This window comes from uncultured Campylobacter sp., from assembly GCF_937981295.1.
In the GTDB taxonomy this organism is placed as follows: Bacteria; Campylobacterota; Campylobacteria; order Campylobacterales; family Campylobacteraceae; genus Campylobacter_B.
This window is the reverse complement of record NZ_CALJPC010000073.1, coordinates 1-12624: the sequence shown is the minus strand read 5'-3', so window position 1 is coordinate 12624 and position 12624 is coordinate 1. Positions and strand designations below refer to the sequence as shown.

At 49.0% G+C, this 12624-nt stretch carries 17 protein-coding genes; 11 read left to right on the top strand and 6 right to left on the bottom strand.

Going from position 1 to position 12624, the window contains the following annotated elements; genetic code table 11:
- Positions 1-815: porphobilinogen synthase (gene hemB, locus Q0135_RS06875; protein WP_297989402.1), on the bottom strand; the 815-nt coding region annotated here is incomplete at its 3' end.
- Positions 816-878: 63 nt separating this feature from the next.
- On the opposite strand from hemB, the gene ribA reads away from it, so the two are divergent.
- From ribA to Q0135_RS06835, 8 genes are all read left to right on the top strand, one after another.
- The gene (gene ribA, locus Q0135_RS06870; RefSeq protein ID WP_297905488.1) at positions 879-1439 is read left to right on the top strand and encodes a GTP cyclohydrolase II; all 561 of its coding nucleotides are present in this window, start codon (positions 879-881) and stop codon (positions 1437-1439) included.
- Positions 1436-2014, top strand: coding sequence for a 16S rRNA (guanine(527)-N(7))-methyltransferase RsmG (gene rsmG, locus Q0135_RS06865; RefSeq protein WP_297989399.1), 579 nt, complete (start codon positions 1436-1438; stop codon positions 2012-2014). Before ribA ends, rsmG begins: the two co-directional genes overlap by 4 nt.
- Positions 2014-2220, top strand: a complete 207-nt coding sequence (locus tag Q0135_RS06860) for a hypothetical protein (protein WP_297964066.1) — start codon at positions 2014-2016, stop codon at positions 2218-2220. The genes rsmG and Q0135_RS06860 overlap by 1 nt, the downstream gene beginning before the upstream one ends.
- Positions 2217-2759, top strand: a complete 543-nt coding sequence (locus tag Q0135_RS06855; protein ID WP_297989397.1) for a hypothetical protein — start codon at positions 2217-2219, stop codon at positions 2757-2759. The genes Q0135_RS06860 and Q0135_RS06855 overlap by 4 nt, the downstream gene beginning before the upstream one ends.
- Before the next feature lie 570 nt (positions 2760-3329).
- The gene (locus Q0135_RS06850) at positions 3330-4532 is read left to right on the top strand and encodes a chloride channel protein (protein WP_297989394.1); all 1203 of its coding nucleotides are present in this window, start codon (positions 3330-3332) and stop codon (positions 4530-4532) included.
- 191 nt (positions 4533-4723) lie between these two features.
- Entirely contained in the window at positions 4724-5146 is a 423-nt protein-coding gene (lysM, locus tag Q0135_RS06845; protein ID WP_297989391.1) for a peptidoglycan-binding protein LysM, read from the top strand.
- 268 nt (positions 5147-5414) lie between these two features.
- Complete coding sequence (locus Q0135_RS06840) at positions 5415-5579, top strand: hypothetical protein (protein WP_297964073.1); 165 nt, start codon at positions 5415-5417, stop codon at positions 5577-5579.
- 34 nt (positions 5580-5613) lie between these two features.
- Entirely contained in the window at positions 5614-6276 is a 663-nt protein-coding gene (locus Q0135_RS06835) for a hypothetical protein (RefSeq protein ID WP_297989389.1), read from the top strand.
- A 163-nt stretch (positions 6277-6439) separates the two neighbouring features.
- Here Q0135_RS06835 and Q0135_RS06830 read toward each other — a convergent pair whose 3' ends face one another.
- Positions 6440-7498, bottom strand: coding sequence for a DUF3137 domain-containing protein (locus Q0135_RS06830; RefSeq protein WP_297989388.1), 1059 nt, complete (start codon positions 7496-7498; stop codon positions 6440-6442).
- 491 nt (positions 7499-7989) lie between these two features.
- Here Q0135_RS06830 and Q0135_RS06825 point away from each other — a divergent pair, with 491 nt between their 5' ends.
- From Q0135_RS06825 to Q0135_RS06815, 3 genes are all read left to right on the top strand, one after another.
- A complete protein-coding gene (locus Q0135_RS06825; RefSeq protein ID WP_297989386.1) occupies positions 7990-8886 on the top strand; it encodes a radical SAM protein in 897 nt (298 codons plus the stop codon).
- Positions 8887-9203: 317 nt separating this feature from the next.
- Positions 9204-9464 (top strand): hypothetical protein, encoded by a 261-nt coding sequence (locus Q0135_RS06820; RefSeq protein ID WP_297989385.1) that lies wholly within the window; start codon positions 9204-9206, stop codon positions 9462-9464.
- Positions 9465-9562: 98 nt separating this feature from the next.
- Positions 9563-9700: a hypothetical protein gene (locus tag Q0135_RS06815; RefSeq protein ID WP_297989384.1), complete on the top strand. Its 138-nt coding sequence runs from the start codon at positions 9563-9565 to the stop codon at positions 9698-9700.
- Between the two features lie 49 nt (positions 9701-9749).
- Here Q0135_RS06815 and Q0135_RS06810 read toward each other — a convergent pair whose 3' ends face one another.
- The 4 genes from Q0135_RS06810 to Q0135_RS06795 all read right to left on the bottom strand — a co-directional run bounded on the left by Q0135_RS06810 (position 9750) and on the right by Q0135_RS06795 (position 12571).
- The gene (locus tag Q0135_RS06810; protein ID WP_297989383.1) at positions 9750-11321 is read right to left on the bottom strand and encodes a subtype B tannase; all 1572 of its coding nucleotides are present in this window, start codon (positions 11319-11321) and stop codon (positions 9750-9752) included.
- Positions 11318-11518, bottom strand: a complete 201-nt coding sequence (locus tag Q0135_RS06805) for a hypothetical protein (protein ID WP_297989382.1) — start codon at positions 11516-11518, stop codon at positions 11318-11320. The genes Q0135_RS06810 and Q0135_RS06805 overlap by 4 nt, the downstream gene beginning before the upstream one ends.
- Before the next feature lie 327 nt (positions 11519-11845).
- Positions 11846-12004, bottom strand: a complete 159-nt coding sequence (locus Q0135_RS06800) for a hypothetical protein (protein ID WP_297989380.1) — start codon at positions 12002-12004, stop codon at positions 11846-11848.
- Positions 12005-12076: 72 nt separating this feature from the next.
- Positions 12077-12571, bottom strand: coding sequence for a TlpA disulfide reductase family protein (locus tag Q0135_RS06795; RefSeq protein WP_297989378.1), 495 nt, complete (start codon positions 12569-12571; stop codon positions 12077-12079).
- Positions 12572-12624: the final 53 nt, after the last annotated feature.

Genomic DNA, 12624 nt, shown 5'->3' with positions numbered 1-12624 from the left:
ACGTTATACGCACAGATCGGCAGCAGCGTGCGCTCTCTAAGGTCTCTGATTAGATCCAGATACGCAAGCGCGGGCTTTATCATCAAGATGTCCGCTCCCTGCGCCTCGTCTTGCAGGCTTTCGTTGATCGCCTCAAATCTATTTGCAGGATCCATCTGGTAGCTGCTGCGATCGCCAAAACTAGGCGCTGATTCTGCCACGTCGCGAAACGGCCCGTAGTAGCCGCTGGCGAACTTGCTCGAATACGCCATAATCGGCAAATTTTCAAATCCGCCGCGATCAAGCGCTCCTCGCAAAATCTCGATAATGCCGTCCATCATGCCGCTTGGAGCGATCATATCCGCGCCCGCTTTAGCGTGGATGAGCGCCTGCTGCGCCGAAATTTCAAGCGTCGCGTCGTTATCCACCGTCTGATGCACATGATCGATGATGCCGCAGTGTCCATGGTCTGTGTATTCGCAAAAGCACAGATCGGTGATGACGAGTAAATTTGGAAATTTAGCCTTTATAGCGCGCAGCGAAGTAGCGATGATGCCGTCCTCGCTTAGCGCGTCCGAGCCGATGCTATCCTTTAGCGAAGGAATTCCAAAAAGCAAAATTTTATCCAAACCGAGCGTCAAAAGAGCCTCGCACTCTTTTAAAATTTCATCCAAGCTCATCTGAAATACGCCGGGCATCGAGGCGATCTCCTTTTTGATGCCGCTTCCTTCCACGACAAAAAGCGGATAGATTAGAAAGCGGGTTTGCAGATCGGTTTGTCGCACTAGATCCCTAAGTTCGGGGTTTATTCGTAGCCGTCTAAATCGTTTAAACATTATTTTTCCTTTTTTAGCTAGAATTGTAAGATTTATAATATCACAATCGGAGTAAATTTAAGCATGGATATAAAAATTTCAGAGGTCGCAAATCTCCCCTCCCGCTTCGGAAGCTTCCGCGTTCAGTCGTTTAAGCAAGGCGAGAAAGAGCATCTGGTGATATTTAAGCAACCTTTGGAGGGCGTCGTAAACGTGCGGATCCACTCGGAGTGCCTTACCGGCGATGCGATCGGCAGCCTAAAGTGCGACTGCGGCGAACAGCTCGAAGCGAGCCTAAAATATATCGAAGAGCATGGCGGTATGGTAATCTATCTGCGTCAAGAGGGGCGCAATATCGGGCTTTTTAATAAAATCAACGCCTACGCGCTACAAGATCAGGGCCTCGATACGATCGAAGCAAACCATCAGCTCGGCTTCAAAGCGGACGAGCGCACCTACGAGATCGTAGATTTCATACTCGCTCATTTTGGAATTTCGCGCATAAATCTGCTTACGAACAATCCGCAAAAGCTGCACGATCTAAAGGTCGAAGTAGTCGCGCGCGTGCCGATAATCATCACGCCTAATAAATTTAACGAAAACTATCTGCGCGTCAAAAAAGAGCAGATGGGACATCTGCTGTGAAGCTTGCGCCGGGCGAGAGCTTTGGCGAGCAGGTGGCTAAATTTAAAGCCTGTCTGCAAAAATTTAACCGCGTCCATAGCCTCACGAATTACGACGATTTAGACGCGGTGGTGTGCGACAGCCTAAGCGGAGCGAATTTCATACCGCGCTATCCGCGCATCGCGTGCGACGTCGGCTCGGGAGCGGGCTTTCCGGGGATATTTTTGGCGCTCGCGCTGCCGCTGTGCGAGTGGCATCTGTTTGAGCCAAACCTTAAAAAAGCGGCGTTTCTAACCTACGCGAAGGTTAATCTTGCGCTAGCTAACGTAAAAATCCACGCCGAGCGCGTGCAAGACGCCGCAAAGCTGCGCACCGATCTGATAAGCTCTCGGGCTTTGATGAGCGCGCAAAATTTAATTGAAATTTGCCGCGGCTTTTACGATCAAAACACGACGTTTTTGCTCTACAAAGGCTCGGGCGCAGAGGCGGAAGCGGCGGAATTCCGCAAGGAATTTGCAAGCGCGCGCTGCGAAATTTTTAGCGATGAAAATGCTTTGAAAAATAGAAAATTTTTAGTGATCAAAGGGGTGAAATAATGGGAAAAATTCTAGCCATAGCCGTCATCGCGGCGCTCATATATTTTTTGATAGCGCCTAGATTTCGCGTAAAGAAAAAGGACGATGCGACCGAGCTTTTGGCGTGCGACGAGTGCGGGACGTACTTTAGCAGCGACGAGCTTGCTCTGCGCGATAAAAAGCGCCTTTGCAAGTCCTGTGAAGCCAAACTAAGGGGCGGCAAATGATCATCCTAGGCCACGCGCTCGTGCCCTACGAGCCGCTGTATCTCATCAAAAACGGCGACGAAGTTTTCAAATACGACAATCTGCTCTTTAAATTTAACGACAGGCTCATCACCGCCGCGCAAAAGGCGGAGAAAAAATTTAGCGTTATTACGAACGATATAAATGAAATTTTGCTCGCAAACGGCGCAGGCGCGCGCTTCATCGTCGTGGATAAAAAATCCGTCGCGGCCGCGCAAAAGCTAGCCAACGATTATCTTTTCGACGCCAAGATCGCGATGTTTATCGGCTCTGCGCGGGCGTTAAAAAACTTAGCCGAGCTCGGAATCGATGCGGCGATTTTTAAAGACGCGATCGCAAATGCGCCCAAATCGCTACTTGCAAGCATCGGAGATAGCGTAGGCTTTAAATTTCACTTCGGGCTTCCGAAAAAAGATGAAATTTTCGGCGGCGCACAAAAGCTCGCGGATAAAATTTCGGCCCTAGATAAGAAGCTAAGCGCGCCCGCAGCTGGTAAAAATGACGATATCTGGAAAAAATAGTAAAATCCTAAGCGAATTTATTCGCGGGTATAAAATTCCTATGACTCATGCAAATTAAAATTCCGCGCGAAATTTTGCTCAGCCACGCAGCTTGGAATTTCACTCGAAATTTCGCCTGCTTACGCGGATCGGAATTCTACGCGGAATTTTGCCCTCTTTCGCAAATTAGAATTCTGCGCGAAATCCCACGCGTCCCCTGCGAAATTCTCTCGCTTACTCAATTTAAAATTTTACCCGCTCGGATAGATTTAAATTTTACGTAGAATTCCGCCTGTCCTCACGGCAAGAAATTTCAAATATAATTTTACCCTCTCGTGCGATGCAAAATTTTACTAAATTTTCTACGCGTGATATAAAATCTACGTAAATTTTACTCGCGCAATTAACGTAAATAAAATTCCGAACTTGCCTAAGCTTCATAGAATTTCGCGCAAAATTTACCTGCAGAGATGATATAAATTCTTAGCCATTGTTTTAAATTTTACTCGCGTTTTAGCTGCTTTTATACGCATGATAAGGATTTTTTAAAGCTAAAATTTTATATAATTATGCGTTTCAAAAAGGCATATTTTGAGTACTAAATTCTTTTTAGCGATCCTTGCGATAGGCGTTATAATGGGGCTTTGCGCGGGGCTCTTAAACTTCGGTATCAACGAAATTGAAACTTTTGCTTTCGGACATAATGATGAGGAATTTCACATTGTCACGGAGCAAACCACTGCGCTTAGGCGCTTTCTTAGCGTCCTCGCAGCCGGCGCAATCGTAACTTTAATTAGAATTCTGCTAATAAGACTAAAACCTTTTTTAAACGTAGCTTCAATGATGGAGGGGCAAAATCCGCCGTTTTGGCAAAATTTAATCCACTCGGTTTTGCAGCTTGCAGCCATCGCCATGGGCGCACCGGTAGGCAGTGAGGCTGCCCCGCGCGAGCTAGGTGGCTTGTTTGCGGCTAAAATTTGCCGCACCTTAAATATCGGCGGAGATGAGCTTCGGCTATTTGTCGCATGCGGCGCGGGAGCGGGACTAGGCGCTGTATATAACGTCCCGTTAGCGGGCGCGCTTTTTAGCCTAGAAATTTTACTTAAAAGCTTCGATACTCAAGCGATTTTGTGCGCCTTTGCCACTAGTGCGGTGGCTACAGCTACAGCGGAATTCGGAGCTTCAAAAGAAATTTATTACGCAGTTTCAAACTTCGCCCCTACCCCGCAGAATTTACTCGCAGCAGCGTTAATCGGACTTGTCACGGGGGTCGCGGCGAAATACTTTCAAGACGGAGTACGCTTGTGCGAAAAGCTGCGCATAAAAAGCCTTAAAATCGCGCTTACACTGCCATTTGCATTCTTGCTTACCGCTGCGATCGGCGCATACGTACCAGAAATTTTAGGTAACGGGCGCTCCGCAGCGCAGTTTGCTTTCAACTCCGCGTCCTTCAGCCCATATTTGCTTGCGATCTTGCTTTGCAAAGCGTTTTGCATTTTGATGATCTTTCGCTGCGGCGGATACGGCGGCACGCTAACGCCGAGTTTTGCGCTGGGCGCAGTTTTAGGGCTATGCATAGGATTTGCGATCGGCGAAATTCTGCCTATTAGCCTAAGCGCAGCGGGCGTTTGCGGGGGGGCTGCCTTTTTAGCGATCAACCTAAACGCGCCGCTTTGTGCTTTTGCGCTAAGCGCGGGATTTTGCGGGCTAAATATCAACTCATATTCGGTCGTCGTTTTTAGCATCGTATGCGCCGTGATCGCTAGAAATTTACTGACGAAAAATTTAGCGTAGTCACGGCGCTGATAATTCATACGCTGCAAATCTGAATAGACGGGCGCGGCGATGATGGTCCAAGAACCTGCCGTCGCGCACATAGACCGAACCGCATCACTGGGCTAGGGCGGAGCCGTAAGGATATGCGCCTAAGCTGATCGTTGGCAAATTTAAGATAAAATTTTACCACTTTAAACAAAGGAGAAGACATGGGTTTACTTTCATTCGTAGCCGAAGCAGGCAAGAAACTACTAGGTCTAGGCGATGACGCCAAGCACGTAAAAGACGAGATCGCCACCAATCTCAGCTCGACGCCGGTAGAGGGGCTAGAGGTCGAGGTGCAGGGCGACACCGTTAAAATAAGCGGCAACGCCGATAAGGAAACTCTCGAAAAAGCGGCCCTCATCGCGGGCAACACCGCAGGCATCAAAAACGTCGAAATTGAGGGCATTAGAGAGGATAGCGCCGAGAACTACTACACCATCGTAAAGGGCGATAACCTATCTAAAATCGCGAAGAAATTCTACGGCGACGCGAACAAATACAAGATTATTTTCGACGCCAACCGCGAGGTTATCAAGGACGCAAACCTCATCTATCCGGGACAGAAGATTAGAATTCCAAAAGCTTAAGTTCGCTTTTGCATGCTGTGGCTTGATTTTGCAAGCCGCGGATTTTACTTTTGCGCGTATTGTGCTGCGTTCGCGCGAGCCGTGATTTTATCAGCCCACGGTGCAGCGCGATTTTGGCGAGCTAAATTTTACGAGTTAGCGAGGCGCCGCGGTTTTTTACACTTTAAAAGACGCGGTTTTGTAAACTAGCGGCACGACGTGATTTTAAGCTGGCTGTGCAGCGCAGTTTTTAAACTATGATTTCATGAACCGACGGCACGGCATAATTTTGCAAGTTATGGATTTTGCAGACTGCGGACTTACGAGCCGCGGATTTGTTTTTGTGAGACGGGTTTTGATTTTAAGCTGTGACGCGGTTTTGCAAGCCGTACGACGGCGGATAGTAGATTATCCGCCGCACTTGCGCGCCGTCATCCTATTTGAAAACATATAAAATACTTTGAAATTCTATTTATAAAGAGCTAAATTTGGATAAATTTAAAGCCAGTGCTGCGCTAAAAAAGACCGAAACTAGGGATTACGACAAATATCCGATAATCATCAAAGACAACGCGATAGAGATGATAAAGCTATATCTACCGTTTCTATTTCTTTTAGATATTATTTCATACCTCTCCCCGTATAGGCATCCCGGAGAGCTAACCAGGCGGCCAAAAGAGCTCGGAAGCTGCTATATTAAATTTAAAAATTCCGCCATAGAGTATTTTTCTACGAAGAAAAATTTAGTCCTATTCGAAATAAAATTATCAAATATAGTGGGGATAAAACGAACCTTTGGGCCTTCCCAACCCCAATTGCCGACAATCACAAAAAAGTTTGTAATTAGCGTCGTTATGATCTACTTCGTTTTAATGTCCGCCGTTTTTTACTTTAAAGGTTACGCTATCGCCCCATTCGTAGTACCGATAGCATTTGGGCTCGGCATACTCCCGCTACTTATTTTTAGATTGGTAAACGGGCTGGGGCTCGGACTAGATATGCTAAGCGGCGATAGTTTGATCATCTTTGATAAGCATTTCATTATCGACGCCTCGATTTTAACGAGCAGGGAATACCAGGAATTAAAGACCTATTTTTTACTAAAAACAGGAAAAAATTTAGACAAAATCCGGCCACAAATTTTTATATAAGCAGGAAGCAGGTTTAGACGTAAAGCAAGAATTTGATAAGCAGCTAAGCGATAAATGCTTAGAAGATAGCCTCGTATGAAATCAAAATTTAATAAAGAACTAGACGGACCAAATTATCTTTTAAGAGTTAAAAATTTTTAGCAAAAATACCGCTCAAATTTTATTAAATCCAAATCCTCACATTCAGTTTTAAAATTTTAACGATACTCAAAAAGCTTAGAATTTCGCTCTTTATCTCGCTTGCGGGGTCGCGGCGCAGCACGCTTTCATAGACGCTAGGCTCGAAATTATCGCGCCTGGTGTGCACGAAAATATGGATCCGCCGCTCTCTGATACTCGCCCAGATCTGCGCCCCGAGCGCATCGCCTACCGCTAAAAACCGCTCCATAAATGCGGGGGTTAGCACGTACATCGCGTTTTGCGGCTCGTCGCTAAGCACCTTGTATCGCGCGGCAAACTCCACATTATCCATCGCAACGGGCTTTAGACCTATGTGCTGTTTGTTTTGTATCTCGCGCGGATAGATGAAAACGGGCGCGATGATGCGTTTGTTAAATTCCGCTACGAAAAACGCCCCCGCGAGCTCGTGCTGCAAATTTTGATGAAAAAAGCTCACATCGCTAAACTCGAAGCTCACCCCCTGCCACGCGCCGCCCACGCGGTCGTTGCCGCGCAGATTTTCGATGAACTCGAACAGATCGCTCTGCACCACGCGCCAAAACGGCACGCTGCCGTAGGAGACGTATTCGTAGCCCAGCTCGCGCACGAAGGGCGCCAGATAGTGCTGCTTGTAGCTTTGGCGGTACCGCCCCGTAAAGATCTCTTGCGCGCTTCTTACGCCGAGCGCGTAAAACCGCGCCGCTAGCCACACCGCGAGCGCAAGCGCGGCTAAGCCTATCAACGCCTGCGGCAAGGCTGCGGAGTATTTGAAGATCAAAAATGAGATCACGACCGCGCCGAACTTTAAGATATTTTCCGTGCCGATGAGATCCTTTTGCCAGCCGTTTAAGTGCACCTCTTTAAGACTTACGGCGAGCAAGGCGACCGCCAGCAGCACGAGCATCGTCGCGCTAAAGCTCTGCGCGCCCTGCCTATCTGTAAAATACGCGATAGCGCCGAACACCGCAAACAAGGCGATCGTGCTTACGACGACGATAAACTTAAGCTGCTCCACGTGCTTTTTCGCGTCCAGTCGCAGGCGCTCCAAATCATAAATAGTCAAAATTTCGCCCTTCTTTAAATTTGCCCGCAATTTTAGCAAAATTCTGGGAATTTTGGAATTTCAAAGCTCGCTCGTCCGCACATAAGGTGAATTTTTTATGAATTTCGCACAGCCCCCTAAATTTAAGGATAAATTCAAAACTCTAAGCTTAAAATTTCGCCGTAGCGGGGGCGGCGCGCAGAAGTGGAATTGCGCATAAAAGCGTCGCTAAATTTCGGCTCGCGGAAGTTAAATTACAAGGCATAAATTTGCTACGTAGAATTTTCAAGGTTTGATGCAAAGCGTTATTGGCGCGAGGCTTAAGATCGGTATAAACTTGCTACGTAAAATTTAAAAGCGAGATTTCCTAGCTAAATTTTTAAAAGCAAATTTTAGTAAAATTTCACGAGGCAAAATTTCAAATTAAAATTTTGCAAATTAAAATTCCGCAAAGTAAAATTTTAAAGCAAAATTCTGCGAGCAAACCCCGCAAATCAAACCATGGAGCAAAAATGAGATATATTTTCGGGCCCGTGACCTCGCGTAGGTTCGGGCGCAGCCTCGGCATCGACCTGAGCCCGCAGCGCAAGCAGTGCAACTTCAACTGCGTATATTGCGAGTTGGGCGCGGGCAAGCCGGTAAGCGCGATGAGCGAGCCCTGTGAGATCGGCCCGGTCATCGCTGAGTTGAAAACTGCGCTGCAAAGCCACGCGGGCATTGACGTCATTACGATCACGGCAAACGGCGAGCCTACGCTACATCCGCGCTTTGCAGAGCTCGTGGACGCACTAAAGGCGTTGTGCCTGCCGCAGAAGCTGCTCGTTTTATCAAACGGCTCACTCGTGCGCGAAAACAGCGCTGCTTTAATGAAGCTTGATATTTGCAAATTTTCGCTAGATAGCGTGCTTGCAAAAAGCTTTCGCAAGGTGGACGGCCCGCATGCAGGCATCAGCGCCGAGGATATCGTAAGCGCGATCGCGGATTTCGCGCGTGAGTTTCGCGGCGAGCTTGATATCGAAATCCTAGTCGTGCGCGGGCTAAACGATACGCAGGAGGATTTCGCAGCGCTGAATGCGGCTTTAGCTCGCATCAATCCGCACCGCGTCGATCTCGGCACGATCGATCGCCCGCCCGCATACCGCGTGCAGGGGGTGAGCGAGGCGCAGCTGCGCTACCTAGCTACTTTCATCGAAAATCAAAACGTAAATATCATCGCCGCGCCCAAATACGCAAGCGAGCGGTTAAGTTTTAGCGAGGATGAGATATTGCATACTTTGGCACGTCGTCCGCAGCGCACGAGCGACGTGGAGGCGATGTTTGACGAAAAAAGCGCGCAGCTTTTAAAGCGTCTTGTGAGTGCGGGCAAGGTTGTTTTTAAAGACGGTTTTTACGAGATCGCAAAAGGCTAGGGCTAAAATTTTAAAAGCTCTTTTGCGGGCGCGGCGAGGGAACGGCTTACATTTAGACGTCGTAGCAAAGGGTATCGCCGCACGCGAGCTAGAGGCAGCGCAATGCTAGCTAGCGTTAAATTTAGCGCCGAGTTGCATCGCCGCAAAGATGCTAGCACGCCCGGTTTAGGAAACGATGCTGCCGCGGCGTGGTGATCTTTAAATAGGCAAGCTGCGCTCAAAAGCGCCATTAAATTATGAAATTTATGCACACGGCGCAAAGATACAGACCCTAAACGGCGCTTTTTGGGCGCCGGTGGATTATTAAAGTAGGCTTAATGGAGATAGCCAAAGCGGGCTTGGATCAGCAGAAAATCGCGAATGCACGCCTTAAATTTAGCCTGCTTGCCGCGCTTGTTTGGGTTTTTTTGTCCATTTTTGTGGATTTTATCATCCGCGCGCTGATGCGCCCATTACGCGATACCTGCGCGTTCAAAGAGCTGCGATCGGATAGTATAAACGCCGCGAAATTTTATCTCATACTTCGGTCTTTAAATTTAAAATTTAGCCCGCAGAATTTGATTGTGCCGAAATTTTAGCGTAGATCGCGCTAAAACTCCGCATCATAAATCGTCGCGGCCGATAAAATTTAATTCGCGCCGTTTTGCCGCGATAAAATTCTATGGAATTTTTTTAAATGCTAGTCGCAAAATTTCAAGCCGTTGCGTGCCTTGCGGCGATGCCGAAATTTCGACGCGATAGAATTTCGCGGCAGAATTTTACGCCGCTTAGCGTATCCGCTAGGAGAGCTTTGGGCGATAAAATTTTAGGGTAGAACTACGGGCAAAATTCTAAATTCTAAGATGGAATTTTGCCCGCTAAGCCTAGCGCGCGATCACTTTATCGATCCAATCAAAAAGCTCCTCAAGATCGTAATCGCCGGCGTGTCCTTGCCTCCAAGGCACCGCAAAATCGACGTTCTTGCCCGCATTTTGCAAGCTAAGCGCCAAAATAGCAGGGATCGCAAGCGCCGTATCGCGATCGCTCGCGCCGTGTCGGATGCGGTAATGTTTCGCGCCGTTTTCGTTGCGCACGAAGCTCATCGCATCCATCATCTCCACGAGCTGTGCACTTGCGATTAGCACCCCTTTGGCGGGGTCATTCATCGCGCTAAAATCCGTAAAATGCGCCGCGTTAAATTTGGCGCCGCCAAACAGCTCGTTTTCGGGATTTTCAAGCGCGAAGCCGTCGAATGCGGGCGGGGTCTTGGCGCGCGGCTTGGAGGTCGCGTAGCCCCAAAAGAGCATATGCGATTGCGACGCGTCGTCCTTAATCTTGGCGGCGAGGTATAGGGGCGCCTTTGTGCGCGGATTTTTCGCCGCAAAATTAGCAAATGAGGCCGATATGAGCCCGTTTATGTAATCTTTGAAGCTGCCGTCGCCGTTTTTATCCAGGCTTAGCGCGCGGCCGCTTTCGTGCTTTAAGCTTAGCGAGTTCAGATAGGTGGGGAATTGCGCCTTTAGCTCGTCTGAAATTTTAATCTGCGCTGCGCTTAATTTGCCGCTTAGCATCTTGCGAGTGGGCTTTGCGGCGCTTTGATTTGCGTCTTTTTTAGAATTTTTTTCAGCGCCGCTAGAATTTTCGTCGCGCTCGTTAAATCCCGCTGCATCAAAGCCGCTAAAATCCATCTTTTCATATTCGCTCTGCGCGCCGAACATCCACTCATACGCCGCGTCCGCGTGCTTTAGATTTGTGATCGGGCAGTATACGGACGCCGCGTAAATTTTATCGCTCGCCTTTGCAGCGCCCAGCTCCTGTAGATACGGCTCGTACGCGGCCTCGTCTCCGCTCGTGCCTAAAAGCGCCGAGAGCGCTCCGCCCGCGCTCGTGCCGTTTGAGACGATCTTGTTCGCGTCCCCGGGCATCGCCGCGTCGTTAAATTTCAGATACCGCACGGCGGCTTTTAGATCGACGATCGCTGCGGGCGCCTTGCCGATATAATCGCCGGTTGCGTCCTTTAGCGTGCGTCCACGCGCTGCGGGAGCGGCTACGACGTAACCGCGCGAAAGCGCCGTAGCGATCGCGTTTGGTTTGCCGCTTTCGTCTATTTTGACCTCGCCCGCTTCGCCCGGCATGTAGCCGCCCACGCCGTTTGGCAAAAATATCGGCGCGCTCGCGGCGTCAAATTTGCCGCTCTTACGCCCCTCAAAATATTGCTGCGGGATGAAGATATTCATGCTCTGATAGTGCGCGCTTACGGGTTTTGCGACGTAGATTATGCTTTTGTAGGCGCGGAATTTTATCTTTTTGCCGCCTACGATCACGCTTTCTTGCGTAAAATTTGCGGCGTTAAATTTCAGATCTATTTGCGCGCTCTGCGCCGCAGCCTCGGCGTTTAGGCTTAGCGCGCCGCAAAGCATCGCAGCAGCGCCTAAAGCAAGGGATTTTTTACTCATTGGCATCTCCTTTCTATTTTGATATCGCCGCTTTTTAGCCCCTCGAGCAGCTGCGCGGCGGAGCTATTTTTCGGATAGGCCGAGAGGTAAGCCTGCAAGTGCTTAATCGCGCCCTCTTTATCGTCATGCATCAGGCTAAACAGCGCAAGAGCGTGGTGCGCACGCATCGAACCGAGCTCAAGCGCGCTTGAGAGCATCTGCTGCGCCTTTTAGTCGCGGGAGGAGTTTAATAAAAACTCGCCGTATTCCGTGCGGATCTCGCCGTCTTTTGGCGCTTCTTGCACGAGCTTGTCATAGAGCGCGTCTGTCTTCTCCGCGGCGCCTTTGATGTCGAAATTATGCTGAATGACGTAAATTCGGGCAAATTTATGCTCAAACTCGTAGCGGTCCTTGGCGTCAATATCCTTTTTAAACAGCTCTTGACTTAGAAATTTAAAAATTTCTTCAAGCGCGTGTGCGTCCTGGTAGGCAGCCTCGGCGTCTTTCTCGCTGTCGAAGCTTAGCGGATATTCGCATGCATGGGCTCAGAGATTGTCCACGGAGCGGTAGATGCCGCCGATATCCAGGGCGCGCGAGCCGCCCGGCGCCGTTTTTATCATCGCGTCGTGATCGTAGGGCTCATAAGGCGCTGCGAGTGCGCAACTAAGGGCTAGGACGGCTGCTAATGCGGTTTTTGCAAACATATCGTTTCCTTAAGATGAAATTTTAAGCCGATTTTAGCGAAATTTACCAAATGTTAGCCCTATTTGAGCGGGTTAATTTATGAGTTTGAGCTGCGTTTCGAAGGCGGATTTGGGGTAGAGGCCGATGAGCTTTTTGACCGCTTTGCCATTTTTATCGTAGATCACTGACGTGGGGGTGCCGAAAATGCCGCCTACGATGGATTCGAAGTATTTTACGGAGTTTGCCCCGCTGACGCTTGGGAATTTTATCCCCTTTTCGCGAGCGACCGCGGCGTCGGCTTCCAAGCCTTTACCGTCGCCTAGAATGCCGATAATCAGCGCGTCGCCGCTAGCTTGCAGCTCGTTTAGCGCGGGTATTTGGGCTTTGCACGCGCCACAGCCGCTGGTATAGAAAAACAGCACGAACGGCTTGTCGTTACCCTCGATCTTTAGCGTGCGCTCGGAGGGGTCGAACTTGGAGGCGAGCGAGGCGCCGTCGGTGCTTAGATGGTGCTTCCATCCGTCGCAGCCTGCGAGCAGCAGCGCGAACACGGCGGCGGCAACTTTTAGATTTAAAAATTTTATCATCTAAAATCCGTCCTTAAGTCTACTTTTAAAACTGCTAAATTCGTTTTTAAATT

Coding starts and splice junctions, on each gene's coding strand:
- Q0135_RS06860 (WP_297964066.1), top strand. CDS start 2,014: ATGGGAAAAATTCTAGCCATAGCCGTCATCGCGGCGCTCATATATTTT.
- Q0135_RS06820 (WP_297989385.1), top strand. CDS start 9,204: ATGGAGATAGCCAAAGCGGGCTTGGATCAGCAGAAAATCGCGAATGCA.
- lysM (WP_297989391.1), top strand. CDS start 4,724: ATGGGTTTACTTTCATTCGTAGCCGAAGCAGGCAAGAAACTACTAGGT.
- Q0135_RS06825 (WP_297989386.1), top strand. CDS start 7,990: ATGAGATATATTTTCGGGCCCGTGACCTCGCGTAGGTTCGGGCGCAGC.
- Q0135_RS06805 (WP_297989382.1), bottom strand. CDS start 11,518: ATGCTCTCAAGCGCGCTTGAGCTCGGTTCGATGCGTGCGCACCACGCT.
- Q0135_RS06810 (WP_297989383.1), bottom strand. CDS start 11,321: ATGAGTAAAAAATCCCTTGCTTTAGGCGCTGCTGCGATGCTTTGCGGC.
- Q0135_RS06855 (WP_297989397.1), top strand. CDS start 2,217: ATGATCATCCTAGGCCACGCGCTCGTGCCCTACGAGCCGCTGTATCTC.
- ribA (WP_297905488.1), top strand. CDS start 879: ATGGATATAAAAATTTCAGAGGTCGCAAATCTCCCCTCCCGCTTCGGA.
- Q0135_RS06795 (WP_297989378.1), bottom strand. CDS start 12,571: ATGATAAAATTTTTAAATCTAAAAGTTGCCGCCGCCGTGTTCGCGCTG.
- Q0135_RS06815 (WP_297989384.1), top strand. CDS start 9,563: ATGCTAGTCGCAAAATTTCAAGCCGTTGCGTGCCTTGCGGCGATGCCG.
- Q0135_RS06800 (WP_297989380.1), bottom strand. CDS start 12,004: ATGTTTGCAAAAACCGCATTAGCAGCCGTCCTAGCCCTTAGTTGCGCA.